Annotated in this window: 30 protein-coding genes and 1 other annotated feature; of the genes, 5 read left to right on the top strand and 25 right to left on the bottom strand. The window is 28.0% G+C overall.

Annotation, left to right across the window (positions count from 1 at the left end):
• Positions 1-11 precede the first annotated feature (11 nt).
• The 4 genes from epsC to BM119_RS15580 form a co-directional block, all read right to left on the bottom strand.
• Complete coding sequence (epsC, locus tag BM119_RS15595) at positions 12-587, bottom strand: serine O-acetyltransferase EpsC (RefSeq protein ID WP_090042667.1); 576 nt, start codon at positions 585-587, stop codon at positions 12-14.
• 4 nt (positions 588-591) lie between these two features.
• A complete protein-coding gene (gene cysK, locus BM119_RS15590; protein ID WP_090042661.1) occupies positions 592-1,494 on the bottom strand; it encodes a cysteine synthase A in 903 nt (300 codons plus the stop codon).
• A 139-nt stretch (positions 1,495-1,633) separates the two neighbouring features.
• Positions 1,634-1,871, bottom strand: a binding site (T-box leader).
• A 298-nt stretch (positions 1,872-2,169) separates the two neighbouring features.
• Positions 2,170-2,511, bottom strand: coding sequence for a hypothetical protein (locus tag BM119_RS19630; RefSeq protein WP_143087339.1), 342 nt, complete (start codon positions 2,509-2,511; stop codon positions 2,170-2,172).
• Positions 2,512-2,869: 358 nt separating this feature from the next.
• Complete coding sequence (locus BM119_RS15580) at positions 2,870-3,748, bottom strand: YegS/Rv2252/BmrU family lipid kinase (protein ID WP_090042659.1); 879 nt, start codon at positions 3,746-3,748, stop codon at positions 2,870-2,872.
• Between the two features lie 319 nt (positions 3,749-4,067).
• On the opposite strand from BM119_RS15580, the gene pssA reads away from it, so the two are divergent.
• Entirely contained in the window at positions 4,068-4,592 is a 525-nt protein-coding gene (gene pssA / locus BM119_RS15575; protein ID WP_090042658.1) for a CDP-diacylglycerol--serine O-phosphatidyltransferase, read from the top strand.
• 41 nt (positions 4,593-4,633) lie between these two features.
• On the opposite strand, the gene BM119_RS15570 is transcribed toward pssA, so the two are convergent.
• The 12 genes from BM119_RS15570 to BM119_RS15515 all read right to left on the bottom strand — a co-directional run bounded on the left by BM119_RS15570 (position 4,634) and on the right by BM119_RS15515 (position 15,623).
• Positions 4,634-4,963 (bottom strand): hypothetical protein, encoded by a 330-nt coding sequence (locus tag BM119_RS15570; RefSeq protein WP_090042657.1) that lies wholly within the window; start codon positions 4,961-4,963, stop codon positions 4,634-4,636.
• A gap of 89 nt (positions 4,964-5,052) precedes the next feature.
• On the bottom strand, positions 5,053-5,235 hold the full coding sequence (locus BM119_RS15565) for a hypothetical protein (RefSeq protein ID WP_090042656.1): 183 nt from the start codon (positions 5,233-5,235) through the stop codon (positions 5,053-5,055).
• Positions 5,236-5,249: 14 nt separating this feature from the next.
• The gene (rbr, locus tag BM119_RS15560) at positions 5,250-5,792 is read right to left on the bottom strand and encodes a rubrerythrin (RefSeq protein ID WP_090042655.1); all 543 of its coding nucleotides are present in this window, start codon (positions 5,790-5,792) and stop codon (positions 5,250-5,252) included.
• Between the two features lie 306 nt (positions 5,793-6,098).
• Positions 6,099-6,974, bottom strand: a complete 876-nt coding sequence (gene sdaAA, locus BM119_RS15555; RefSeq protein WP_090042654.1) for an L-serine ammonia-lyase, iron-sulfur-dependent, subunit alpha — start codon at positions 6,972-6,974, stop codon at positions 6,099-6,101.
• Positions 6,975-6,976: 2 nt separating this feature from the next.
• On the bottom strand, positions 6,977-7,657 hold the full coding sequence (gene sdaAB / locus BM119_RS15550) for an L-serine ammonia-lyase, iron-sulfur-dependent subunit beta (protein ID WP_090042653.1): 681 nt from the start codon (positions 7,655-7,657) through the stop codon (positions 6,977-6,979).
• A gap of 504 nt (positions 7,658-8,161) precedes the next feature.
• A complete protein-coding gene (locus BM119_RS15545) occupies positions 8,162-9,238 on the bottom strand; it encodes an NAD(P)H-dependent flavin oxidoreductase (protein WP_090042652.1) in 1,077 nt (358 codons plus the stop codon).
• A 199-nt stretch (positions 9,239-9,437) separates the two neighbouring features.
• Positions 9,438-10,400 (bottom strand): sulfite reductase subunit C, encoded by a 963-nt coding sequence (gene asrC, locus BM119_RS15540; protein ID WP_090042651.1) that lies wholly within the window; start codon positions 10,398-10,400, stop codon positions 9,438-9,440.
• Positions 10,401-10,414: 14 nt separating this feature from the next.
• Positions 10,415-11,206, bottom strand: a complete 792-nt coding sequence (asrB, locus tag BM119_RS15535) for an anaerobic sulfite reductase subunit AsrB (RefSeq protein WP_090042650.1) — start codon at positions 11,204-11,206, stop codon at positions 10,415-10,417.
• Positions 11,206-12,216 carry an anaerobic sulfite reductase subunit AsrA gene (gene asrA, locus BM119_RS15530; protein WP_090042649.1) on the bottom strand — a complete coding sequence of 337 codons (1,011 nt, stop codon included), beginning with the start codon at positions 12,214-12,216 and terminating at the stop codon, positions 11,206-11,208. Before asrA ends, asrB begins: the two co-directional genes overlap by 1 nt.
• Before the next feature lie 3 nt (positions 12,217-12,219).
• Positions 12,220-12,996, bottom strand: coding sequence for a formate/nitrite transporter family protein (locus tag BM119_RS15525; RefSeq protein WP_090042648.1), 777 nt, complete (start codon positions 12,994-12,996; stop codon positions 12,220-12,222).
• 62 nt (positions 12,997-13,058) lie between these two features.
• Positions 13,059-13,754, bottom strand: a complete 696-nt coding sequence (locus BM119_RS15520) for a Crp/Fnr family transcriptional regulator (RefSeq protein ID WP_090042647.1) — start codon at positions 13,752-13,754, stop codon at positions 13,059-13,061.
• A 210-nt stretch (positions 13,755-13,964) separates the two neighbouring features.
• The gene (locus BM119_RS15515) at positions 13,965-15,623 is read right to left on the bottom strand and encodes a nucleoside kinase (protein ID WP_090042646.1); all 1,659 of its coding nucleotides are present in this window, start codon (positions 15,621-15,623) and stop codon (positions 13,965-13,967) included.
• A 190-nt stretch (positions 15,624-15,813) separates the two neighbouring features.
• Between BM119_RS15515 and BM119_RS15510 the strand changes: the two genes are divergently transcribed.
• The 3 genes from BM119_RS15510 to fba all read left to right on the top strand — a co-directional run bounded on the left by BM119_RS15510 (position 15,814) and on the right by fba (position 17,905).
• On the top strand, positions 15,814-16,458 hold the full coding sequence (locus BM119_RS15510) for a DUF421 domain-containing protein (protein WP_090042645.1): 645 nt from the start codon (positions 15,814-15,816) through the stop codon (positions 16,456-16,458).
• A complete protein-coding gene (locus BM119_RS15505) occupies positions 16,455-16,835 on the top strand; it encodes a DUF4363 family protein (RefSeq protein WP_090042644.1) in 381 nt (126 codons plus the stop codon). The genes BM119_RS15510 and BM119_RS15505 overlap by 4 nt, the downstream gene beginning before the upstream one ends.
• A 137-nt stretch (positions 16,836-16,972) precedes the next feature.
• Positions 16,973-17,905 carry a class II fructose-1,6-bisphosphate aldolase gene (gene fba, locus BM119_RS15500; RefSeq protein WP_090042643.1) on the top strand — a complete coding sequence of 311 codons (933 nt, stop codon included), beginning with the start codon at positions 16,973-16,975 and terminating at the stop codon, positions 17,903-17,905.
• Between the two features lie 44 nt (positions 17,906-17,949).
• On the opposite strand, the gene BM119_RS15495 is transcribed toward fba, so the two are convergent.
• A complete protein-coding gene (locus tag BM119_RS15495; RefSeq protein ID WP_090042642.1) occupies positions 17,950-18,987 on the bottom strand; it encodes a nucleoid-associated protein in 1,038 nt (345 codons plus the stop codon).
• 369 nt (positions 18,988-19,356) lie between these two features.
• Between BM119_RS15495 and BM119_RS15490 the strand changes: the two genes are divergently transcribed.
• On the top strand, positions 19,357-19,911 hold the full coding sequence (locus BM119_RS15490) for a class IV adenylate cyclase (protein ID WP_090042641.1): 555 nt from the start codon (positions 19,357-19,359) through the stop codon (positions 19,909-19,911).
• A 252-nt stretch (positions 19,912-20,163) separates the two neighbouring features.
• On the opposite strand, the gene BM119_RS15485 is transcribed toward BM119_RS15490, so the two are convergent.
• The 8 genes from BM119_RS15485 to BM119_RS15450 form a co-directional block, all read right to left on the bottom strand.
• Positions 20,164-21,411, bottom strand: a complete 1,248-nt coding sequence (locus tag BM119_RS15485) for an ArnT family glycosyltransferase (RefSeq protein ID WP_090042640.1) — start codon at positions 21,409-21,411, stop codon at positions 20,164-20,166.
• A gap of 11 nt (positions 21,412-21,422) precedes the next feature.
• The gene (locus tag BM119_RS15480; RefSeq protein WP_090042639.1) at positions 21,423-21,770 is read right to left on the bottom strand and encodes an EamA family transporter; all 348 of its coding nucleotides are present in this window, start codon (positions 21,768-21,770) and stop codon (positions 21,423-21,425) included.
• Positions 21,771-22,106, bottom strand: a complete 336-nt coding sequence (locus BM119_RS15475; RefSeq protein ID WP_090042638.1) for a DUF2304 domain-containing protein — start codon at positions 22,104-22,106, stop codon at positions 21,771-21,773.
• A gap of 30 nt (positions 22,107-22,136) precedes the next feature.
• Positions 22,137-22,835 carry a glycosyltransferase family 2 protein gene (locus BM119_RS15470; RefSeq protein ID WP_090042637.1) on the bottom strand — a complete coding sequence of 233 codons (699 nt, stop codon included), beginning with the start codon at positions 22,833-22,835 and terminating at the stop codon, positions 22,137-22,139.
• A 253-nt stretch (positions 22,836-23,088) separates the two neighbouring features.
• Positions 23,089-24,492, bottom strand: a complete 1,404-nt coding sequence (locus BM119_RS15465; RefSeq protein WP_090042636.1) for a sensor histidine kinase — start codon at positions 24,490-24,492, stop codon at positions 23,089-23,091.
• Complete coding sequence (locus BM119_RS15460) at positions 24,482-25,183, bottom strand: response regulator transcription factor (protein WP_090042635.1); 702 nt, start codon at positions 25,181-25,183, stop codon at positions 24,482-24,484. Before BM119_RS15460 ends, BM119_RS15465 begins: the two co-directional genes overlap by 11 nt.
• Positions 25,184-25,522: 339 nt before the next feature.
• Positions 25,523-25,846, bottom strand: a complete 324-nt coding sequence (locus BM119_RS15455; protein ID WP_090042634.1) for an EamA family transporter — start codon at positions 25,844-25,846, stop codon at positions 25,523-25,525.
• Positions 25,836-26,076, bottom strand: a 241-nt coding sequence (locus BM119_RS15450) for an EamA family transporter (protein ID WP_090042633.1), incomplete at its 5' end; no start/stop codon positions are given. The genes BM119_RS15455 and BM119_RS15450, both read right to left, overlap by 11 nt.

The following is a 26,076-nucleotide window of genomic DNA, read 5'->3' as shown; positions in this document are numbered from 1 at the left end:
TAATAATCATTTTAAATAATCATATCATTATAAATATATGTCTTTTTATCTTTACCTACCATCTCTATGATTTTGTTACTTTTCTTTATTATTTTTGCTGGTATTCCAACTGCTGTTGCACTGTTTGGTACATCTCTTAACACCACTGAATTAGATCCTATTTTAACATCATTTCCTATTGTTATTGGTCCAAGTATCTTTGCTCCTGCTCCTATTGTAACATTGTTACCTACAGTTGGGTGTCTTTTGCCCTTATCTTTTCCAGTTCCACCTAAAGTTACTCCATGATATAGTGTAACATTATTTCCTATCTCAGCTGTTTCTCCAATTACAACACCCATTCCATGGTCTATAAAAAATCTTTTACCTATAGTTGCTCCTGGATGGATTTCTATTCCCGTGAAAAATCTATTTATTTGAGATATTAATCTCGATAAAAAATATAGTTTTCTTTTATATAAGAAATGACCTATTCTATGATTAATTATTGCATATAACGATGGATATAATAATATTTCTAAATTACTTCTTGCTGCTGGGTCTTTGTCTTTTATATTTTTAAATTCATCTCTTATAATTTTAAACATATATTTATTTATATAGTCCCATCGATAAATATTTTTCTCCACCATCTGGTGCTACTGTCACTACTATTTTGTCTTCACTAAGACCCTCAGCAATCTTTAGTGCTCCATATATATTAGCTCCTGATGATATGCCAACTAATATTCCATATTCATTTGCCATAAATCTCGCCCCTTCAAATGCATCTTCATCTTTTATTGTAATAACTTCATCAACTACACTCTTATCAAATATTTCGGGAATAAATCCGGCTCCAATTCCTTGTATCTTATGTGGTCCAGGCTTTCCACCACTTATTACTGGAGAATTATACGGTTCTATTGCAATAACCTTGATATCTTTATTGTTTTCTTTTAAATTTTTTCCTATACCCGCTATTGTTCCTCCAGTTCCTACTCCAGCTATAAAAACATCCATATTAGGCACATCATTTAATATTTCTTTTGCTGTTGTTTCATAGTGTTTTTCCGGATTAGCTAAATTTACAAACTGTTGTGGTATAAAATAGTTCTCCATATCTTTAGAGATCTCCTCTGCCTTTTCTATAGCACCTTTCATTCCCTTAGTTCCCTCTGTTAATATTAATTCTGCTCCATATGCTTTTATCATGTCTCTTCTTTCAACACTCATAGTATCTGGCATAACTATAATAACTCTATATCCCTTTAGTCTTCCTATCATTGCAAGAGCAATTCCTGTATTACCACTAGTAGGTTCTATTATTACACTTCCATTTTTTAAAATGCCTAGTTTCTCTGCCTTTTCTATCATACCTAATGCGGCTCTATCTTTTACACTTCCTCCTGGATTAAACTTTTCTAATTTAACATATACCTGTGCACCCTTTTCCCTTTGTAATTTAATCATAGGTGTATTTCCTATCATCTCTATAACTGAATTAAATATCATACTAAGATCCTCCTTAAAAAATATTTATTTTAAATAACACTCCTTGATGTAATCTCTCAAAATAGACTTATACCGTAACTAATAGTTTTTACCTTATACTTAATTTTATGAAATAAAAAAGCCCTCGTCTCTAAAATACTTTAGAGACGAAGACTATGGCTTCGCGGTTCCACTCTACTTGGATAAAATTATCCCAACTCAAGATCGAGCACTTTGTAATGCTCTATCCCTATAACGGAGGAATCCGGATAACCATACTACTATTTCAGGCATCTACTCCAAAGGGCACTTCACCTAACTTTCTGTAAGAACCTTCCACCATAAGTTCTCTCTCTGAAACATTCCATTAAGTTACTTTCCTTCTTCAATGTATTTCCGACTATTTTGATAAGATTTATAGTATATATTATATAATAGTTTTAGCAATTTGTTAAGGTTTTTTATTAAATTTTTTTATTTAAAATTTCTATACTTAATTTTAAACATATTTAAATTAGGATAAATTCTTTCTATAATCACGAACAAATGTGACTGTGCCACGTTATAATTGAGAATTGACAGTTGTAAATTCTCAATTTGCAATTCAAAATCCCTTTAACTCTAGGTTTTATTATCATTTTATGATTTTAAAATTTTATACTCCTATACAAAAAATAAGCTGGATTGAAATCCAGCTTATACTTTTTTCAATGTGCCTAAAGCATAATTTAATACAAGTAATGACATAAATTCTCCTATGAGAGTATTATGATCTACATTAAATCCTAAAAGTATTAATGTAGATTCTCCTATTAATAGCATAACAGAAACCATTACCATAATTATTCCACTACTAATAGACCCCTTAGATCCATAACTGACAATGCAAAACATAAGTATTAAGCTTAAAATCAATATATATGTTATTTCAATCCAACCATTTAAAGAATAATTCATCAAGTATCCATAGACCTTATGAATTTTAAAAGATATTGGTACAAATTTCATCACTACAAAATATAATAAACTTAAGCTCACCAATATGCTAAACATAAAATTTATTTTCAGTCCATCTCTCCTTAAGAAAATATAATAACTTAATAACAATACACATGGTATAGAAATCAAATTTAAAGATACAGCAAGTCTAAGTGTATAAATATTTTGTACATTTTGTAGTATAAACATTAAGATTAAACTTACGTATCTTAAAATTAACATTACTAATAGTATTGATGTAATAAACTTTAATTTTGCAGGCGCATTTTTGTAAATTGAAAAAAGTATGTTTCCTAATATAAAAATAATAAGTAACAATAAAATTAGATAAAGGAAAATCCAATTCATAAAAACCATCCTCTAAACTATTGTTACTTAAATATTATTAATGCACAATCTATTTTATTCCTAAAACTTTTATTCCGCCCTTAATACATTCTATATTAAGTGGGAAATCTGGACCCTTTTCTCCATCTATATCTGTAACTATACTCTCATTACTTTGTATAACAAGTTTGTCAGTTTTAAAATATACTACATTAGGATCCTCTAAATGTTCTCCTTTCAATATCCTTATAAATAAAGGTATTAGTTCTCTTATAGCACATGCCTTGATTATTATAACATCTAAAGCACCATCTTCTACATGAGCATTATATGCTAACTTAAAATTTCCTGCTGTTTGCCCATTAAAAACTAAAGTTAAATACATATCGTCATCAAAAGTAAAATGATTACTTTCAACTTTTATTCTAAGCTTCCTAAAATTAGGAAGTTGTTCTAAACCCTTTATATAATATGCTAATTTTCCTATTGTATTTTTTAAATTCACATCAGTTTTTTGAGAAACATCAGTGAATAATCCTGTACTTGCAACATTTATAAAATATTTATCATTTATTCTTCCTATGTCAATTGGAACAGGATTAGAATTTAAGATTTGATGACATGCTTTCTCAACATTAGGAGATATTCCTATGAACTTTGCAAAATCATTTGCAGTTCCAACTGGTAAAATAGCAATAGGCAAGTCTATATTTAATTCTTTCATTAAATTTACAACAGTATCTACTGTTCCATCTCCTCCCGCAACTATGATATATTCATAATACTCATCTATATCATCAAAAGCCCTTCCAAGTTCAATATCAAAACTTATCCTGTGAGGTACAACTATATACCCTTTTAGCTGATGCATCTTTATTACAGTATCTATATCATTTAGAATAGCATTTTCTCCCGAAAAAGGATTATATATAAACTTAACTTTCTTCATTTCATTTCCTCCCAACTCAATAAAAACCTAGCAAAATTATACCATTTTTAGCTATCTATGTCGAGTTTATATAATTTTCAATTAATGTATACTTATATAAGACTCTTACCTTATATAATTCTTAATTATTATTAAAACCTCTTGTTAGTATTACCTATACATAATATAATTATATTACTTACTGATATAATTGTATTATAATTTAAATTGGGGTATACTTTAAAATTAAAAAATTTTTAAAAGATTACTTATACTATTATAAAAAAGTAAAATATGTTATAATTAATCAAGCACTAAACAAAATGGGAGTGATATATCTATGAATAAAAGTGCAATACCAAATGCCTTTACGCTTAGCAATTTAGCTTTTGGTATTTTATCAATTCTTGCAACTTTTCATGAAAGCTACATTTTAGCTTCTATCTTTGTAATAGCGGCTGCTTTAGCCGATAGATACGATGGTAGAGTTGCTCGTTTCTTAAAAGTTGATAGTGAAATAGGTAAGGAATTGGACTCATTAGCTGACTTAGTTTCATTTGGAGTTGCTCCTTCAATACTAATTTATAAATTATATAGTTTTATGAGTTTTGGATTTTTAGGATATGTATTAGTTCTAATTTTCCCTATATGTGGAGCTTATAGATTAGCTAGATATAATATAACTAGTTTTGATGGAACATTTTCAGGTATTCCTATAACAATAGCAGGACTTATAATGGCTTTATTTTCATTAATACAGCTAACACTATTAAAACATGTTTCAATTAATCCAATATTGCCTATTATTTTCTTAGTGGCATTATCTTACCTAATGGTAAGCAAAGTTAAATTGAAAAAAGTTTAATTTAAAAATAAAAGTCTCTGATGAAAATCAGAGACTTTTTTCTATATATCTGTACATAATGCACATTTTATCTCTTCACAAATATTCTGAGGATTAATATAATTTTTTACCTCTTGAGAATACATTACACAATAATCTAAATACCTGCACTGAGACCTTTTTAATGCATCATTTACATCATCTATTAATGCTCCAACTTCTTGTGCTCTTTTTAACGCATCTTTAACCTGTCTTCTATCTGATAAAGCTATGCTATTTAATTCATTAGCAGCGCCAACCAAAAGTCTATATGAGTTAACAAGTCTTGTAAGCATTTCTTGCAGATTAACTGTTTGTTTATGTTGATACTCCATTAATTCTCTATAACTCATTTTATCTTCCACCTATCAAATATACTTTAAAAGTAACTATATTAAAAATATATTTATGGAGTATCACAAATATTACAAATTAAACTTATTTATTCTATTTGAGATTTTACAAACTCATTATCAAATTCAAAAAATTCATCATTATTTCCATTTATAACTTGCTCATCTAAAATTTTTTCATTATTTCTAAACTCTTGATTACTTTTAGTAAAATTAAGATCATTATCTATTATTATAGGCATAATAAAATACTTAGGATATACTACTACCATATTATTTCCTCCCTTTATTTATAATTTTCACAGGCAGGTTTAAAATATGCCCTTGGAAATTTGCATAACGGACAAACCATTGGAGCTTCCTTACCCTCATGTATATAACCACAATTTATACATTGCCAATTGATAACCTCATCACTTTTAAATATAGTTCCATTTTTAAGCTTTTCATATAAAGCTAAAAATCTTATTTCATGATGTGCTTCTACTTCTGAAAGTTCTTTAAAAAAGTCAGCTATATCATCAAATCCTTCACTTCTAGCTGTATTTTCAAATTCTTTGTAAATTTTTAGGCTTTCTTCTGATTCACCTTTAGCAGCATCTAATAAATTTAATTCTGTGGTTTTTACTTTTCCTAAATACCTGCTATAGCTTTCTCTAGCATGAGCGTATTCATTTTTAGCAGTACAATTAAATATATCTGCAATCCACTCGTATCCTTCTTTTCTAGCTCTTTCAGCATATAAATCATATTTATTTCTAGCTCTTGATTCTCCAGCAAAAGTTTTCAATAAATTTCTCTCTGTCTGAGAGCCCTGTATATTCTTCATAGTTTAACTCCTTATGAAATACTATTACATTACCAAGTTATTCTATAAATTTAAAATTGTTACCATTACATCTATATATTGTATGAATTGAAAACAATGAAATTCATCTAAAACCCAAAATAGAAGTATATAATTTCAATATGAAGTTGAAAATTAATCTTGACTTTTGCAAAAAATTTATGTAAAGTGAGTTTTAATCAGCACAAATTAACTGACTTCACAGATTATTGTAATACGTAAAAAAACTTGAATTTAGCATTAAACTAATACTAAATTCAAGTTACATATTGAAATTTACAAATATTTTTATTCCCCTAATATTTGTTTTTTTAATTCTAAACCAGTTGGAGTCACTGCAAGGCCACCCATAGCTGTTTCTCTTAAACTAGCCGGTAAACTTTTACCAACTTTATTCATAGCAATTACAGTATCATCAAATGGTATTTTACTTACTACTCCTGCCATAACCAAATCCGCTGTTGTTAATGCACTTACGGCTCCTGAAGCATTTCTCTTCGCGCAAGGAACTTCAACTAATCCTGCTATTGGATCACATACAAGTCCTAATATATTTTTTATAACTATTGCCGCTGCATTTAAACACATTTCTGGAGTTCCACCCATCATTTCTACAACTGCAGCAGATCCCATTGCCGCTGCTGAACCACATTCTGCCTGACAGCCACCTTCTGCTCCAGATATAGAAGCATTTTGAGCTATAACAACACCAACTATAGATGATGTAAATAATGCTTTTATAAGCTCATCATCACTTTTATTTAATTTTTCTCCAGCTGTTATTACAACTGCCGGAAGAATTCCACAGGATCCAGCTGTTGGGCATGCAACTATTCTTCCCATAGATGCATTAACTTCAGAACAAGATATAGCTCTAGCCATAGCTTTAACCATAAAATCTCCAGTTAATGTATTTCCTTTGTTAACATAATCATTAATTCTATAAGCATCCCCACCTATAAGTCCACTAACAGAAATAACTTTTTCATTTAAAGCTTTAGTAGCAGCATCCTTCATTGTCTTAAGGTTTTTGCTCATTTTCTCCATTACTTCTTCTCTTGAAAGTCCACTTTCTTCCATTTCATTTCTTATAGCAAATTCAGAAAGAGAGATATGTTCTTTAGTACATATTTCTATTAATTCTTTTCCGCTTGATATATACATGTTTATTCTCCCTCCTTAACTGGATTTATTGTTTTTATGCTTTTTATTTCCTCTACAGATTTAATTTTATTTTCAATTTCCTCTGAAACATTATTGTCAGTTTCAAATATCATAGTAGCGCTTCTTCCCTTACTACTTCTAAATACTTTCATAAACGCTATATTTATATGATTATCATAAAGTATAGATGTAACTTTTGATACAACTCCTGGAGTATCTACGTGCTCTATTATAAGAGTTGGGTACTCTCCAGTAAACTCTAATTTTTGACCATCCACTTCTGTTATTATAATACTTCCTCCACCTATAGAAGAACCCATAACTTCCACTTCTTGTCCATTTTCCTTTTTAATTAAAAATTTCACAGTGTTAGGGTGAACCTCTCCTAAATCTGCTTCTTCAAAACTTACTCTTACACCTTTTTCTTCTGCTATTTTTAATGAATCTTTAAGTCTTTCATCCCAAGGATCCATTCCTAGTATACCAGCTACTAAAGCTCTATCAGTTCCATGACCTTTATATGTTTTTGCAAAAGATCCATGAAGTAAAAATTTAACATCATTTATTTCTTCTCCTGCAATAGTACCTGCAATTTTTGATAATCTAGCTGCTCCTGCAGTATGCGAACTAGATGGTCCTATCATAATGGGTCCAAGAACGTCAAACACACCATATCTTTTCATTATAAAAACCCCTTCTCTTAAGTTTTTTTATTATATTAAACAAAAATTTCTTAATTCATTATCTAAACTTATTTTATACTCTACTTGATAAATTTACTACTAATTTTTACTCATATCAATTTTAATTTATACATTATCATTTGTAAATAGAAATTATTTATAAATTAATTAAAAAAACATATTATACCCATTGATTTATTGTCACTTGTATACGCTTACTTATGCAATATTTTATCATATAATATTTAAAATATACAAAATCTCCTCCAAAATATGCTTTTTCAACAATATGATCTTTATTCATATAAAATTATTTTCATGTAATCAATTGAGAATGTATAATAATTTCTTATCAATATAAAAGGAATGTCTCAAAATGAATAAACTTTTTTGAGACATTCCTTTAGGCACATGAAAAAAATAACAAGTCAGTATACTAGTCTATTTGACTTATTATTTTCTTTCATGTGCCTTATATTTAGTTATTAATAATCATTTATGCTGTTATTTTTCTTTTATTTCTTGAAGCAATTCATCAATAAGTTCTTTAACACTTACTATTTTATCTACTCTATAGGCATTAGAACCACAGAATATTAATCCTTCATTTAAATTTCCATTAGCTGCATTAATAAGTGCATCGCTTATACAGTATGGAGTTTCTTTAGGATTGCATGGAGTCAAACAATTATAACACCTTGAAACTTTTATATTTTCTTCAAAAGTTTTTTTCATAAAATCATTAAGAATAGCTCTTCCTGGCATGCCTACTGGACTCTTAACAATCCCTATATCTTCTTTTTTAGAATTTATATATGCATTTTTATACTCTAATGAAGCATCACACTCATGGGTTGCAACAAATCTAGTTCCCATCTGAACTCCATCTGCTCCAAGATTTAAATATTTTACAATATCGCTGCCATCAAATACTCCTCCGGCAACTATAACTGGTATTCTCTTATTATATTTTGTCTCATATATCTCTTTTTCTTTTATTACATCTTTAACAATTGAATCAAAATTTTCTTCTGATTCCTCTATTTCTTCTTTCTTAAATCCTAAATGGCCACCGGCCTTAGGCCCCTCTACAATTATAAGATCTGGTGTTATTCCATCATGTCTATCCCACACCTTCATTATAATTTTAGCTGCTTTTCCTGATGATACTATTGGAGCAAGCTTAACCTTACAATCTTCATATTCTTTAACTATCTTAGGTAATAGTGTGGGCATTCCCGCACCAGAAATAATTAAATCTACTCCACTTTCTATTGCTGTTTTAACATGGTCTACATAATTATTTAATGCAACCATAATATTTACCCCTATTATTCCATCCACCGCTATCTCTTTAGCTTTCTTTATATGATTTCTTAAAGCTCTCAAATTAGCCTCTCTTGTGTTAGTTTCAAAATCTTCTTCTTTAAATCCAATCTGAGCAGTAGAAATCACTCCGATTCCACCCTCTTTAGCCACAGCACCCGCAAGTTTTGAAGCTGATATTCCGATTCCCATTCCTCCTTGAATTATAGGAATTCTTGCTACTAATTCACCTATGTTTAATGGTTTTATATCCATAAAAATCTCTCCTTAATATCTTTCAAAATATTTTTACAACAAAATTTATTTTGATTATCAAAGTATTTTTTATTTTGATAATCAAAGTATTTTTATAAATAAAATTATAAATTACTTTACCCAATTAAACAACCCTTTTCTGTTTTTAATTCTTTTATACTCAAAATAAGCAGACAAGAATTTGCCTTGTCTGCTTATTTTAATATTGTATTCCGCTCCAATATATATTATCTTTTACTATAGATTTTTCATCTAACGTAATATCCTGTAATGCCCACTTTTTAAACTCTTTAAATCCAGTTCTATCAACAATATATCCTATGTGCTCTTTTCCGCCTATAGCATTTATATCAATATACTCTTTGACATAATCATAAGTATTTAGTATTACTTTTAATATTGTTTCTTCATTAGCCCATATTATAAAATCTTCTGCTAACCTAGGATTTTTCTTTCCACTTCTCCCCATTATAACAAATCTATAATATTTTTTTTCACTTCTTGTCCACGCATTGGTTGGGCATTTTCCAACACATTCTCCACACCCAATACACTTTTCTTCATCTCTAACCACCTTAAAATTCTCAAATTTCAAAGCACCAGTAGCTCTTTTTTTACAATTACTTACACAAGCTCCACAAGAAATACATCTATATTCTTCATAACGTGGTTCTGTCATCCCCATTATTCCAAAATCATGCATTCTCACCTTTAAGCAATCATTGGGGCATCCTGTTAAAGCCACTTTAAAGTGCAAATCATTAGGAAATATTGCTTTTTCAATTTTTTTAGCAAACTCAGAAGTATCACAATTAGCAAACGGACAGACTTTATTTCCAATACATGCACATATATTTCTTGTTCCAGCTGCAGTATATCCTTTTCCCGGTATCTCTTGATTTATTTTCAAACCTTCTATTATTGGCTGAAGTAGTTTATTAACTTTATCAATATTTCTCATATTAATCCCTGGTATTTCGAATCCTTGCCTTGTTGTTAGATGAACTGTTCCATTACCAAATTTCTCAGCAATCTCTTGAAGTAATCCAAGATATTTAGCATCCAAATGTCCACCTGGTATTCTTATTCTTGAAGCAGTTACTCCTCTTTCTTTTGTAACCCTGAAAGCGTTTTTTTTAAGAACTTTTGTATTAATATCCATAACTTACTCTCCTTCTAATCAAGTAATTGCTTGCCTTTTGTATAATTAAACACTGGACCATCTAAACATATATAAGTATCATCTATTTTGCAGTGGCCACATTTTCCTAACCCACAACACATTTTTCTTTCTTGTGAAATCCAAATATTACTTTCCTTAATTCCTAACTTTATAAACTCCATAATAGAAAACTTCATCATCATAGGAGGTCCAACAACTATTGCTTGGACATTATCTATATTTTCAAACTTTAATTCTGGTATATATTTAGTCACTAAACCACTATTTCCACCATATCCTTCTGGTGCTGTATCAACAGTTATAATGGTATTGATATTATTCTTCCACTCGTCTATATCAGACTTAAATAACATGTCCTTTGGTGATTTAAATCCTGATATTAAAGTAAAACTTTTAACTTCTTTGTTATTTTTTGAGAAGTAATCAACTATTCCCTTAACTGGAGATAAACCTGTTCCCCCTGCAACAACTACTAATTCTTTTCCTTTATAGTGATTAACATCAAATCCATTTCCGTATGGACCTCTTAGAAATAATTTTTGTCCTACTTTATAATTAAATATTTCCTCTGTAACAATCCCAACTCTTCTTATTGTAAGTTCTATCCATTTTTCTCCTATTCCACTAACTGATATTGGAGCTTCACCATACTTTGGAAGAGATACTTCAAAAAATTGTCCTGGTTTTACTTTGCCTTGAAAAGATAGCCTAAAAGAGTATTCTATTTCTGTATGTCTTTTTATATTTAAAATTTCTGAAACAAATGGCATATATGCATTACTCATTATTTATTCTCCTCCTTTATTGCAGATTCTAATTTATTGATACAGTGTGAAAAAGAAATATACTCTGGACAAACATCATCACATCTACCACAACCTACACACATATGATATCCCCATCTCTTCTTGTAATCATAAACTTTGTGTAAAACTTTAAATCTCATTCTCTCCCCTTTATCTTTTCTAAAACTATGCCCCCCTGCCATTTCAGTGTATCCATCTACTTGACAAGATGCCCATACTCTTCTTCTTTCTCCAGAATTTTTATTACCTTTATAAAATATATCTTGCATAGTAAAGCATGTACATGTTGGACAGACAAAATTACACCTTCCACATGCAATACATCTTGAAGAATACTCCTTCCACACTGATGAATTGATTATTCTTAAATCTAATTTTTCTGGTATGTTCACCTTGTTATGATTTTCTTTTACGTAATCTTCTTTAAAATATACCTCTTCCAAGTGTTCATCATTAAAATACTGTGTTAATTTTCCATTTAACATATTAAAGTAAATGTCATTATTAAATATCTTAATATATCCATCATGATTTTCTGATTTATTTGTTCCCATACTTACACAGAAGCAATTATCAAAACTATGCTCACATCCTATAAGGATAAAAATTACTTTTTCTCTTATTTTCTTGTAGTATGAATCTTCAAAGCCATTTCTTAAGTATATATCATCTATTCTTTTAACAGAATGCATATCGCAACTTCTTAAAAATACTATTGCACCTTTCTTCTCTTCCTTTGGCTCTATCCATTGGTCTTCTGTAAAGTAAAACAATGTTTGGGTTATAGAAATTAATATTTCCTTATAAGAAAAATTAGACTTTTCTTTGAATTCTATTTCTTCTATATTTGTTATTTCGCCATACTTAATAGAATCTGTATCTGAAAATGTACCCTTGCCTTTAAGTACTATTGGAGCATACACTTTAAAATCTTTAGATAACTTTTCTATAATTTTATTAAATACTTCTTTATTAAATCTATACGCCATTTCTTAAGCCTCCTTTTTTTTATTTGAAATTAAACAGTATGGTAAAGCCAAAAATACAGCTCCTCCAATAAAATTTCCTAAAGTAACAAAAAATAAATTATATATATATCCTCCAACTGTCACCGTTTCAGGATGACTTGTAAATAACCCTATAGCCATTAATGTCATATTTGCTACTGAGTGCTCAAATCCTGCTGTTATGAATACAAATAAACACCAAAATATCATTATTAATTTTCCTACTTCTTCTTTCATTCTAAATGTACACCAAACAGCTAGGCACACTAATATATTACATAAAATTCCTCTTGCAAATAGTTCATTTGAAGATAAATTCATTTTTATTGACGTAGTTTTAACTATAAAATCTCCAACTGGTCCTTTAGCCAAACCTGCCATAACAAATAAATATCCACCTAGAATTGAACCTAATAAATTTCCTGTAAAACTTGCTAGCCAAATTTTTAGTAAATCCATAATACCTACTGATTTTTTTACTAGTCCAACAGTCATAACAAAGTTATTTCCTGTAAATAATTCTGCCCCTGCAAAGACTACTAAACTTAATGCAACACCAAATGATGCACCCATTACTATCTTTGTTACTTGAGAATTTGACTCTGTAAGCAATCCTCCTATAGTAAATATAAGCATAATTCCTAATCCCACATATAATCCTGCTAATGCAGAGGAAATTAAATATCCTAGACTATTTTCTTTTAAAAAATCCACTTTTCCTTTTGCTGCTACCACTACTTTGTTAATTTCTTCACCAAGCATTAAATTCACTCCTTTCATAGTATTAGTTTAATATTTATCCAAAAAAATAACCGTGATTTTCATCACGATTTCTTGAAAAATTCTATAAGTTTTTCTGAATTTAATATAGTTATTCTCTTATTTGTTACTATTATCAAATTCTTTTTTTCTAATTCCTTTAGTGTTCTAGAAATTGTTTCCCTTTGACTTCCAAACATATCTGCCAAGTAAGTCTTACTTAAATTTAAATTAATTTCAACTCCTAAATCTGTTTTTTCTCCATAGTCTTTAGATAATTTCCATAACTTCGCCGCTAATTTTTTATCTACAAGAATATTGGGGCTAGTATTTTTTATTTGCCTATACAACCTTCTTACCTTTTTAGATAATGATTCAATTATATTCTTTGTAAGATTAAAATCTTCTTCCATTAAAGATATTAGTTTATTTTTTTCTATTAGTAATAGCTTTCCACATTCAAAAACTTCACAGTTAATTGAACTTGGCAAATCATCAATAATAACTTCATTTATAATTCTATCTTTTCCCAAAATATATACAACTCTCTTTTGTCCATTATTGCCAAGCTTATATAAAGAAAATTTTCCACTCAAAACTATATAAATCATAGTTACATCTTCTTTATCTATGAAAATATTTTTCCCCTTCCTATATTCTCTTATCTGTCCACAGCAACGTATTTCTTCAAATGTTTTAGCCTTTATCCCTTTAAATGTATCTAACTCTTTTAATTCTTTTTCGGTATTAAAATTTATCATATAATCACCTTAAAATCCAATAACTTTTTCAACTTCCAAATACGTATATTCTAGCCTCTAAACTTTACTTATTGCATTTAATTAAATAACAATATATAAACTATTATAAATTAAACATTATATATCGAATTTATTCAATGTTCAAATACTTTTTTAAATAAGCCAATGATTTAAATCATTGGCTTATTTTTAATTATTAATAGGTATATTTTAGTATTTATAAAATATACTTCCCCCAACAAATTCTCTTAAAATAGAGTTTGTTGGTATAATATCTCTATCCACTTCTTTGAATAATCTTAAAAAGCTCATAAGTCTTAGTGCTTCGTAATAAACGGAGCTATCCCTATCTATCTTACTTAATTCTTCTAATGCATACTTTTTCAAAACGCATAGTTCATATACTAATGTGGAATTAAACATAACATCTGCTTCTTCTTGATAGACAAATATATTCTTCTCTTCCCCTCTTTTTATAGATGGCCACATATTTAAAGTTTCTCCACCTTGATATCCTCTGGACAAGAAGTCTCTAACTGTTCTTCTTAACTTTCTAACATCTGTTGTTGCTATTCTATTGTGGTTGTCTACGTTTAACTGGGTTAGAGCACTTATATATATTTTAAACTTATTGTCACCAGGTATTTTTGATGTTAATTTATCATTTAAACCATGAATACCTTCAACTACTAAAACACCATTTTCAGGTAATTTTATTTTATTTCCTACCCATTCTCTACATCCAAGTTTGAAATTAAAGCTTGGAAGTTCAATTTCTTTACCATTCATAAGCATATTTAAATGTTTATTAAATAGCTCTAAATCTAAGGCATCTATAGATTCAAAATCATATTCTCCATTTTCATCTAAAGGTGTTTTGTCTCTATCAACAAAGTAATCATCTAAAGAAATTGGTATTGGTATACGCCCGTTAACTCTTAATTGAATTCCAAGTCTTCTAGCAAATGTTGTTTTTCCTGATGATGATGGACCTGCTATAAGAACTAACTTTACATCTTCTCTTTCATGGATCATATCGGCAATATAAGCAATCTTCTTTTCATGTAATGCTTCATTAACCATTATAAGTTCCAAAATACTCTTGTCATCTATAGCATTGTTTAAGGCTCCAACATCAGCTACTCCAAGTATATTAAGCCACTCTTCTGTTTCTCTAAATATATTTTCAAGCTTAGGATAATTTGTTGATTTTGGAAATACTTTAGGATTTTTATCATCTGGAAATCTTAATAAAAAGCCTGGTTCATGATATATTAAATCAAACATTTTTATACTTCCAGTTGAGTATGCAATAGGTCCATAAAAATAATCATACCTTCCTTGGAGCTCATATAATTTTATTTCTTTATTTTTTATATGATTTAAAAATCTAACCTTATCATCAAATCTATAATTTTCGAAAATTTTTAAGGCTTCTTCTTTTGGTACAGATAATTTATTTATTATAATATTTTCATCTATTAAGTCTTTCATTTTATCTTTTATTAATTTTATGTCTTCTTCATCTAAAGTCTTATCTTTATGAATTTCTCCATATATCCCTTTGCTAAGGGAATGTTCTATAACCACCTTAGCCTCTGGAAACAAATCATACACTGCTTTAATTAATATAAACTGTAATGTTCTTGAATAAGTTTTCATCCCTATTGTTTCTTCTATAGTAACTGGTGATAGTTCACCACCTTTAGTTATAACTTCTCTAAGCTCAAAATAATCATTATCTAATTTTGCTAAAACCACGGGTATATCTATATGAGAGAAGTTTTCTTTTACTACATCATAAAATTTTGTTCCTTCCGTTACAGTGATTGTTCTATTATCATTTACTTTTAAAGTCAATTGACTCACATGAAACACCCCTTTATCGTAAAATTAATTAGTTTTATATAACCATTATACTTAAAACAGTAAAAAATGTAATTAAATTTACCAATAAATATATTAAATGTTATTAATTATATGAATATTTAAGCATCTATATTTAGAATAAATTCACATGAAAATTCACATTATATATATTAATAGGAGGTATTTAATTATGTTCATATTTTTAATTAGAACAACAATTTTATATGCATTGGTTGTTATCGTAATAAGATTAATGGGTAAGCGACAAATTGGAGAACTGGAACCCTTTGAATTGGTTGTTACTATTATGATTTCTGACCTTGCTTCTCTCCCTATGCAAGATGCAAGACTTCCATTGATAAATGGTGTTATTCCAATTCTAACTCTATTATTTATACAAATTTTACTTTCTGAAGTTGAAATAAAAAGTAAGGTAATGAGAAATGTATTAGATGGAAAACCCACTATATTAATTAAAGATGGTAAAGTAGATACAAACCAGTTAAGTAGACAAAGACTAAGCTTGTCAGAACTTTTAGAGGAATTAAGAATACAGGGATGTATAGATGTAAATGATATAGCCTATGCTATTTGGGAAACAAATGGTCAATTATCAGTTATCAAAAAAAGTGAAAATGGTAATAATATTTTTTTACCTAAAGTAATATATTTTAAAGGTGAATTATATGAAGAAATTTTACAAGCTGAAAATAAAACTGTAGATTGGTTTGAAAAACAATTAAATGATAATAAATTAAAAAAAGATGATTTAGACTTTGCTTTAATTGATTGTAAAGGTAAGTTTCAATATCAAAGAAAGGAGAATAATTCATGAAAAAAATGATAATTTCTATTATTGCCTTTATATGTTTAATTTTATCTATGAATTTTTCTCTAAAATACTTAAATAATGTTACAATGGAATTAGAAAGCAAAAATGATCTATTAGAAGAATTAATTGTAAATGAAGATTGGGATAAAAGTTATGATGAAGTGATATCATTATTAGATTTTATAGACGAAAATTCAACAAAAATGTCAATTTTTATAAATCATCAAGAAATAAATTCAATAGAAAGTGAAGTTTTTAAGCTTACCCAATATGTTAAAAGTAAAACATATGATGAATCCTTGGCATCTATTCATTACATAAAATTTTCCGTTAAAAATATTAATCGATTACAGAAAATTAATATAGAAAATATTTTCTAGTTTAGCTTAAATATTTTGTAATATAGGTAGAAAATCTTTTTTATTTGTTTTATAATAAAGATATATTATAAATGAGTCCCAGAGGGACTTTGTAAGTCCCGAGGATTATATAAAAGTTATGAAAGGTGGTTTATCTAATGGCATTAGTTACAACTAAAGAAATGTTCAAAAAAGCTTACGAAGGTAAGTATTCTATAGGAGCATTTAATATTAATAATATGGAGATAATTCAAGGAGTTATAGAGGCCGCTAAGGAAAAAAATTCAGCAGTTATACTACAATGTTCTACTGGAGCATTAAAATATGCAGGTCCTCAATACTTAAAAGCAATGGTTGAGGCTGCTGTAGCCGAAACTGGAGTAGATGTTGCTTTACATTTAGACCATGGTCCAAATTTAGATGCAGTAAAAACTGCTATAGGAGCTGGATTTACTTCAGTAATGTTTGATGGATCTCACTATGATTACGAAGAAAACGTAAAATTAACTAAAGAGGTTGTTGAATATGCTCACGCAAGAGGAGTTGTTGTTGAAGCTGAATTAGGAGTTCTAGCTGGAATTGAGGATGATGTTGTTGCTGCAGAGCATGTATACACTAATCCTGAGCAAGCTGTTGACTTTGTTAACAGAACTGGAGTTGATTCTTTAGCTATCGCTATAGGAACAAGCCATGGTGCATTTAAATTCCCTGTAGACTTCAAACCACAACTTAGATTTGATATATTAGAAGAAATTCAATCTAAATTACCAGGATTCCCAATAGTTCTTCACGGAGCTTCTGCTGTTGATGCAAATGCAGTTGAAACTTGTAATAAATATGGTGGAGACATAGCTGGTGCTAAAGGAATCCCAGTTGATATGTTAAGAAAAGCTTCTTCAATGGCTGTATGTAAAATAAACATGGATACAGACTTAAGATTAGCTATGACAGCTGCTATAAGAAAAACTTTCGGAGATAATCCAAAAGAGTTTGACCCAAGAAAATACTTAGGCGCTGGAAGAGAATCTGTTAAAAACGTTGTTCTTCATAAAATCCAAGATGTTCTTGGATCTGCTGATTCAATGAAATAATTAGAAGTTTATTTAAAACCAGTATGTTAAACATACTGGTTTTTTTATTTTTCTATATAATTTTTAACTCTCTTTATAACAATATTTATACTTCCATCACCATTTCTTTCTATTTCAAATCTTTCATCATCATTATATGCATCTTCATTTATATAAAGATCTATATCTTTATCAACCTTTAATCGAACCCTTTTAAGCTTTTTTTCTACCCATTCCTTATCTACTTTAACTTCATTTTCTATACCTTGAGCATTTACAAACTCAACAAATTGAAGTTTTTTATCAGGCTCTTCTTTAAAAAGTTCATCACTTAATTTTTCAACATCTATAGTTTCTTCTTCCTTTAAGTTCTTTTTAACAGCAGTTCTAATTGTTTCTGCTTTATCTGCATCCTCTATTATATGATTTCTAGTCCATGTTTCTGTGGCCTTCAAGAAATTTTTAGTCATATCTCTTTCATTAGTTACTAATGTACACCCTAAATAATTGTTTATAAAATAGTTTGATCCATATTCATCAGAGTCTTTAGACTTCTTTTGCTTATCTATTACCATAAGATTAAATTCTTGACCATCTCTTATTGGCTTTATAAAAGCTCCCTTTTGTATTCTTTGAGCACTACTTGGAAGTCCTGCATTATGCGGTATTATATTAATACTCATTTTATTTTCTATAAAATCTATCTTATGAGTAAAATTTTTCACATAATCCATTTTTAAGATGCAAAGCATAGGTCCAAATTCCGTTGTCACACCAACAACTAACAAATCACAGCTTGGTATATTTACATTCGCCTTCATTTGAATAAACATCTGCCTTGCAATTTCTTTAGAAACATCCAAAAGGTTATTTTCTGCATTTAAGTACTCTTGACTTATTTCCTTAACTATATTCCTATCTTCATTAAATAGTGCATATTTAAGCTCTTCATCTTTTAAGCATCTTTCTATATGTTTAAATAAAAATCCATAGGTATCATCATCTAGTTCTAAAAAATAATCGTTTAATATTGGATCTTGACTATTAGCATCTAATATATGGATTACAGCATCCATTATAGTTATATCTTTTATATATTCCATGTTTTATCCACCCCTATTCTATGCTTAATAACTAATATATTATAACATATCAAAGTGTCCACACTACATCTTAATTAAAAATTAAGATGTGAAATTTGAAAGTAACTTGTTTAATTGAGAAATACAGATTAGTAATAAGTTAATGATCTTTTTCTGCTTCCTTAAATTCCAGACATTCCTCTTTACATAGTTCTACTTTAGACTAAATACACTGGTACCTTACTTCATATTCATTTTCAAAATAATTTATTTACTTATAAATCTTCATAAAATTAACGCATTGATAATTATATAATTATTAATGTGTTGATTTATTCTTATTATATATACATAATATACTTATTAAAGACTTTTTAAGAGGTGATTTTTTTGAAAGAAATTGAAACTAGAATTATAAAAATAAATGTAGATAATATTAGAAATAGTCTATCATCTATTAATGCCATAAATGTAAAAAAAGAAAACCAAATAAATAAAATATTTGACTTTGATGATGGACGACTACTTAATGAAAAGGGATATGCAAGAATAAGAATTGTAGAAGATCTTCTGAAGAATGAAACTCGTTATTATATGACAACTAAAAAAATGCTTAGCCAAGAAAAATATAAGATTATGGAAGAAAATGAAACAATAATAGAAGATGGAATTCAAGGAGAGAATATATTTAATTCCTTAGGTCTTAAATTAGTAGAATCTATAAAAAAATATAGAGAAAGTTATAAATATAAAAATACCTTAGTTGAAATTGATATAAATGATGAGGAATTTTGTCCATTTCCTTATATAGAAATTGAAACAGCTCATGAGGATGAACTTAAAGAAGTGGTTTCTCTTCTTGGGTATACTATGGAAGATACAACATCAAAAACAATATATGAACTTGTTGGAGAATACAAAGAAGGTGCTCCTAAAGGACTTTAAATTTATATTCAAATTATATCTGACAATAATAAAGAATTATCTAATGAAAATAGAATGATAAACGTTAGTAAACTATCAGCTAAACCGTAAGTATTATTAGTGAAAAAAGTATTGCTTATGTTAATAATTTCAATTGTTTGAAACTAATGAGTTATTGAAATTTAGGAAGTAATGCTTTTTTCACTTTAGAATACTAGGTGAAATCTGCTTGTTTACGGCGCTTATCATTCTATTTTCATGTTTAGATGAATTTTATTGTATTTTTCTGTTTTCAAAATATTTCTCCAATACTACACTTGCCGAAATTGTAAATATCCAAATCATAGGATACCCATACCTATCAAATGTAACATAAGGAATATGAATTATTGTATAATATAAACATAAAGAAAATAATAGATATACTATAGGATTTCCTTTTTCCATTTTTCTTCTTTTAAATATGAAATACATTCCATACAAACCCAATATTAAATACGCTAAATGTTGAATAAATGCAATTAAATAATGTATTGAATATACTTTTCTCCAATAAAATGGCCCCCCCCATAAAATAACAGGTTTTTCAACAAAATACCATAATCCATATTTAACTGGACTTCTTAACATATAATTTTTAAATCTATATTTCACATTATCCATATATAATTTTTCTTGCTCTATTCTATCATCAGATCCTTCAGTAGGATAAAAATCAATATTTGCATCATAATTAATATAAGATCCTTGTATCATAGGATTACCTGATGATAATGTACATGGTATAAACCTATTAAATGTGTTATAATTCCTTATCCACCATGGACTCATAACTAATGCAAACACACTAGTTACAACAATTGTCCACTTTATAATATCTTTAAATTCATATTTCTTATATAACCATAAAACAAGAACTACTATAGGATATGCCCCTATGGTTGGCCTAAACAAACAAGTTATTCCTAAGAGCATTCCTCCAATTACATAATATATAATTTTTTTTTCCTCTATTGCATAAATTGTAAAATATACTAAAGCTAATACTAAAAATTTGAATATACATTCTGTGAGTATCACATGTGTAACCCAAAGATTTGGTATATAAATAGCCTCTAATATAAATGCTATTATTCCAACTTTAGAATTAAATAATTTCCTAGCTATAAAAAATACTAACATTAAACTTAAAACTTCAAGTATAACTTGAAATACTCTAAAAGCTACTAATCCTGTTGTTTTTCCAAATATGGTCATTATTCCAGCTAATGTGTATGAAATGCCTGGCATAATAAATACGGTTTCTTCATTAACATCATGATATGTAAGTTTTCCCGTATCCATTAATGTCCAAGCACTTCTTACATATTTAACATCATCATTATCCCACTTTTCAAAAGACCCTAAAAAATGTTCATTTCCATGTGCAATAACACTATAAATTCCTAATATAAAAAATACAGTTATACCTATAAGTATAATTTTTTTTGTTTTTCCATTCTCATTTCTTAGAGAAAACATTTATATCACTCCTATTTTATAGAAACAAAGAATGCTCCTAGTACTATGAATCCAACGCCTACCCACCTAGTTAAAGGTATAGACTCCTTAAATAATATAATTGCAATTAATAAAGTTAAAACATAACAAAGACTTTGAATTGGGTAAACCATTGATAATTCTTCTTTAGACAATATATAAAGCCATATTATAGTTGCAAACCCATAAATAAATAATCCCCCTAAAATATATGGATTTTTCATTATTTCAATTAATCCCTTAATACTTAATTCCATAGAAACTTTTTTAACACCTATTTTCCACAGCGTTTGTCCTAAAACAAGTAATATAATATTTATAGTTAAAAGAATATAAACCAATTATTCTTCATCTCCTCTTGAGTTACTTTTTAATATTCCAACTTCTTGAGTTAGCCTTACAATTTTGGCCTTCAATGATGAAATTATTATTATTAAATTAAATATAAGTGCAAAACAAAATATTATTCCTATTAAAAAAAGTAGTGATGGTGCATATTTTATATTAAATATCACTGCTAAACTCTCTATTATTGAACTATTTAAAGATAATATAGCCATGGTTACGCCAACCACAAACCACATGAAGCTGTATTTTATATCTAATGCTCTCTTTTTTATAAATATTATTGTAGCTATAATAAAAGCCATAGCTATAATAAAACAATATATATACATATTCTCACCTCTTTATACAATATAATCTTTTTAGTTACATGATGTTTTAGGTAAAATAATAGTTGCTAAAGTTACCTTAATCATATAATATATTGACTTTATTGGAGTTATTGATGATTTACCCTTTTCTCTATAGTTCATCTCCACTGGTATCTCTCTTACTTTGCAGCCTTCCTTAACTATATAAGCTATGGTTTCCACCTCTGGATAATCTTTAGGATAATAGTCTATAAAAGCTTTTATGACCTTTTTATTTATTGCTCTGTACCCTGATGTTGTATCATATATGTTTTGTCTGCAAATACTTGATATAAGCTTTGAAAAGAATTTTATTCCAGCATTCCTAAAAAAACTTGGATTATAGTTGCTTTTTTCAATAAACCTAGATCCTATTATCATATCTGATTTAGATTTTTCCATTTCTTCTATAATAGTTTTTAAATATTTGGCCTTATGTTGACCATCACCATCAAACTGAATTGCAATATCATAATTATTATAATAAGCATATAAATATCCAGTTTGTACAGCGCCTCCAATGCCTAAATTAATAGGTAAATCAATAACCCTTGCTCCTCCACTCCTTGCTTCACAGGATGTATTATCTTGTGATCCGTCATTTATAACAAGAATTGTTGTGTCTTGAATGTTTTCTTGTTTTATGGAATTTACTACATCATAAATAGCCTCACCTTCATTGTACGCTGGTATTATAATTAAAGTTTTCAAATTTTCCTCCTCCATTCTTCATAAATTTTCAAACTTATTATTAAATGATTCTTAGCTTTACATGTAGTGTTCTTAAAAAAAATATAACATTTCTCCATCTAAAGTTTAGAACAGCTTATCTTTAAACATAGCTCTCTTAAGTGACAAGGTTCAATAACTGTTATATAATTAGGGGTATTTATGTTAAATTTTTAGCAAATACCAAATTACATATTTTAATTGTTAAATGGTTTATATCTACAACTTAGCTGTATTAGGAGTTATGTTTATTATTTATAACTGGTATTTCTATATTTATTATGAATTTATCTTCCTTAATATCCCCTGTTATTTTTCCATGATGAAGTTCCATTATAGACCTACTTATCGCTAATCCTAGACCTGAGCTATCGCCATTTCCTCTTGATTTGTCACCTTTATAAAATCTGTAAAACAACATATTAATATCATGAATTTCACAACAACTTTCTATAGAATTTTCTATAGATATTATTATATTCTCTTTATACTTCTCACCCTTTATTAATATTTTTGTATTTTCTCTGCCATACTTAATAGCATTAGTAAGTACATTTTGAAATACTCTGCTTAACTGTAATGGATCAGCAATTACTTTTACTTTTTCAGTTAATTTATTTGATATATCTATTTCCTTATCTTTTCCTTCTAAATAAACCTCTGCTACTGACTGATCTATTATTTCCATTAAGTTTATTTCTTCAAAATCAAGTTTAACTCCACCATTTTCTAATTTTGAATAGTTGAATAGTTCTTGTATCAAACTATTTAACTTATGTGCCTTATCTAAAGATATTTTTGTATACTTTTCCTTATTTTCTTCTGAGGCATTTGGTATTAACTGCAAATAAGCTATGAGTGCTGTAAGAGGTGTCCTTAAATCATGGGATATATTAGCTATCAAATCTTTTTTATATTTTTCACTTCTATTATTCTCTATTATCTCTTGATTTAAATTTTCTCCCATTTCATTTATCTCTTTTGCTATAAGAGTAAGTTCATCATTATTCTTTTCTTGAATTTTTTCTTCTAAATTACCCTTCTTAATTTTTCCAATTGATTTTACTATTTTTAAAATATACTTTACTTTTTTATTTATAAATATATAAACTATAAACAAGTTCACTATTAGTCCTGCGATTATAATTGAACAAACTATTTTAAGGCCTGTTCCATATTCTCTTATATTATCTCCATCTTTAACGATTACTAGCTTCATTGGATTGTTATCAATATATATATTATATTGTTGAAGAAAATCTTTTTCTTGTTGAGGTCTGGAATCATAAAACGCTCTAATAACTCTTTCATTATATTTATGTGAAATTTCATTATCTGTACTCATTATTACATTCTCATTGGAATCTTTTATAAAAGCTTTAACATTATAATACTTTGCTATTTCATCGAAATATTGCTGACTACCATTTCCATAATCTCTAATTATATTCCTACTTACATCAACATACATATCATTAAAATCAGTTAGTAATTTTCGTGTTGAATTATCATATTTCTGTAAAACACCTATAGATATTGCAACACTTAATAGTGTAACTGCTGATAGAATTATTGTCAAAAATATCAACTTTATTCTTAAACTTACAAATTTTTTTTTAAATTTGAACTTACTTTTCAATTTTATACCCAACTCCCCATACTAATTTTATATATCTAGGTTCTTTGGGATTAATTTCTATTTTTCCCCTTATATTTCTTATGTGAACTGCTACTGTATTATCATCATTGTAAAATTCTTCCTTCCAAACCTTATCATAAATTTGTTCTGAGGTTAAAACAGTTCCTCTATTAGCTGCAAGATAAGCTAATATGTTAAATTCTTTTGGTGTTAGCCTTATAAATTTATCCTCTACAAAAACTTCTCTAGTATTTATGTTTATACGTAACCCTTCTATTATTATTTCATCCTTATTTTCATTAGTATCTTCTTTAAAATATTCAAATCTTCTTAACTGTGATTTTATTCTAGCTATTAACTCTAATGGGTTAAAAGGTTTAGATACATAATCATCTGCCCCTACATTAAGTCCAAGAATCTTATCATACCCTTCTACCTTAGCCGATAACATTATTACGGGAATTTTCATTGATTTTTCCCTTAATAATTTACAAAGCCTAATCCCATTAATTTTAGGCATCATTATATCTAATACAATTAAGTCTATTTTTTCTTTTTTCAAAATCTCCATTGCCTTTTCTCCGTCTTCAGCTAAAATAACATTGTAGCCTTCATTAATTAAGTATATTTCAATAACTTCTCTTATATCTTTTTCATCATCTACTACAAGTATTTTATATTTGTTATTCACAAAATCCCCTACCTTTTTTATTCTATTTATGGTTTAATTATACACTAACCTATATTTCAAATTCCATACTTCCTACATGATCAAATGCTTTTTCCACTCTCTTGAGCCATCCTTTATATTAATATTAGAACTAAATTCTTAAGATTTCTTAATAAAATTTATGAAGATTTTCGAATATTTTTCCTATTAATATATTAAATTCCATGCAAATCAAAAATTTATCTAACCTATTAGAAGGTGCCCATGCTGGGTGCACAATTAAAGGCTAAGCCCTTGTATCTAGTGGGTTTAGCCTTTAATTTTACACTGTATTCATTTCGTTAAATTTATTTTTTAAAGTTATAAAACCAAATAATATAACCCTATTACTATTAGCATTAATCCTAATATATTATATTTTGTTATAGTTTCTTTAAAGATGAATCTTCCTATTAACGTAGTCCATATGTATGTAAGTGCATTACATGGAAAGATTATTGTTAATGGAACATACTTTAAAAGTATTATATTTAATAGCGCTCCTAGACAATAAAAAACGCCTCCACAAAATAAATACTTATTTATTTTAGATTTTTCACTTGATGATTTTTTAAAAAATAGACCGCCCAAAGCTCCTAACCAAGTCATAATTATTATCATAACAATTTCTATATTATTTATCATAGCAATTAAAAAAAACTCCTGTACCTATTAAAATCATTGCTAAAATCTTATTTTTAGTTATGACTTCATTTAAAAAGATTTCTCCATAAAACATTGAAATTATATATCCTACACACATAAGTGGATACACCACTGTAATTTTTTCTCTTTGTAGCGATTTAATCATAAAAATAGCACCAAGTCCATAAAATAAAAATCCTATTGGTAAAAACATAATATTATTTACACCT

The organism is Clostridium frigidicarnis (assembly GCF_900111985.1).
Lineage (GTDB): Bacteria > Bacillota > Clostridia > Clostridiales > Clostridiaceae > Clostridium_Z > Clostridium_Z frigidicarnis.
This window is presented reverse-complemented; position numbering and strand designations above follow the sequence as displayed.

What these genes read in the sequence shown, in the direction of transcription:
- BM119_RS15495 (WP_090042642.1), bottom strand. Translation starts at nt 18,987, where the DNA reads ATGGAATATATAAAAGATATAACTATAATGGATGCTGTAATCCATATA.
- BM119_RS15565 (WP_090042656.1), bottom strand. Translation starts at nt 5,235, where the DNA reads ATGGTAGTAGTATATCCTAAGTATTTTATTATGCCTATAATAATAGAT.
- rbr (WP_090042655.1), bottom strand. Translation starts at nt 5,792, where the DNA reads ATGAAGAATATACAGGGCTCTCAGACAGAGAGAAATTTATTGAAAACT.
- asrC (WP_090042651.1), bottom strand. Translation starts at nt 10,400, where the DNA reads ATGGATATTAATACAAAAGTTCTTAAAAAAAACGCTTTCAGGGTTACA.
- asrA (WP_090042649.1), bottom strand. Translation starts at nt 12,216, where the DNA reads ATGGCGTATAGATTTAATAAAGAAGTATTTAATAAAATTATAGAAAAG.
- BM119_RS15570 (WP_090042657.1), bottom strand. Translation starts at nt 4,963, where the DNA reads ATGAGTTATAGAGAATTAATGGAGTATCAACATAAACAAACAGTTAAT.
- BM119_RS15520 (WP_090042647.1), bottom strand. Translation starts at nt 13,754, where the DNA reads ATGATAAATTTTAATACCGAAAAAGAATTAAAAGAGTTAGATACATTT.
- cysK (WP_090042661.1), bottom strand. Translation starts at nt 1,494, where the DNA reads ATGATATTTAATTCAGTTATAGAGATGATAGGAAATACACCTATGATT.
- epsC (WP_090042667.1), bottom strand. Translation starts at nt 587, where the DNA reads ATGTTTAAAATTATAAGAGATGAATTTAAAAATATAAAAGACAAAGAC.
- sdaAA (WP_090042654.1), bottom strand. Translation starts at nt 6,974, where the DNA reads ATGTATATATCAAGCGGAAAAGAATTAATAGAAATATGTACTAAAGAA.
- BM119_RS15505 (WP_090042644.1), top strand. Translation starts at nt 16,455, where the DNA reads ATGAAAAAAATGATAATTTCTATTATTGCCTTTATATGTTTAATTTTA.
- BM119_RS15510 (WP_090042645.1), top strand. Translation starts at nt 15,814, where the DNA reads ATGTTCATATTTTTAATTAGAACAACAATTTTATATGCATTGGTTGTT.
- sdaAB (WP_090042653.1), bottom strand. Translation starts at nt 7,657, where the DNA reads ATGAAAAGATATGGTGTGTTTGACGTTCTTGGACCCATTATGATAGGA.
- BM119_RS15455 (WP_090042634.1), bottom strand. Translation starts at nt 25,846, where the DNA reads ATGATAAATAATATAGAAATTGTTATGATAATAATTATGACTTGGTTA.
- pssA (WP_090042658.1), top strand. Translation starts at nt 4,068, where the DNA reads ATGAATAAAAGTGCAATACCAAATGCCTTTACGCTTAGCAATTTAGCT.
- BM119_RS15475 (WP_090042638.1), bottom strand. Translation starts at nt 22,106, where the DNA reads ATGTATATATATTGTTTTATTATAGCTATGGCTTTTATTATAGCTACA.
- BM119_RS15545 (WP_090042652.1), bottom strand. Translation starts at nt 9,238, where the DNA reads ATGGATATAAAACCATTAAACATAGGTGAATTAGTAGCAAGAATTCCT.
- BM119_RS15485 (WP_090042640.1), bottom strand. Translation starts at nt 21,411, where the DNA reads ATGTTTTCTCTAAGAAATGAGAATGGAAAAACAAAAAAAATTATACTT.
- BM119_RS15525 (WP_090042648.1), bottom strand. Translation starts at nt 12,996, where the DNA reads ATGCTTGGTGAAGAAATTAACAAAGTAGTGGTAGCAGCAAAAGGAAAA.
- fba (WP_090042643.1), top strand. Translation starts at nt 16,973, where the DNA reads ATGGCATTAGTTACAACTAAAGAAATGTTCAAAAAAGCTTACGAAGGT.
- BM119_RS15580 (WP_090042659.1), bottom strand. Translation starts at nt 3,748, where the DNA reads ATGAAGAAAGTTAAGTTTATATATAATCCTTTTTCGGGAGAAAATGCT.
- asrB (WP_090042650.1), bottom strand. Translation starts at nt 11,206, where the DNA reads ATGAGTAATGCATATATGCCATTTGTTTCAGAAATTTTAAATATAAAA.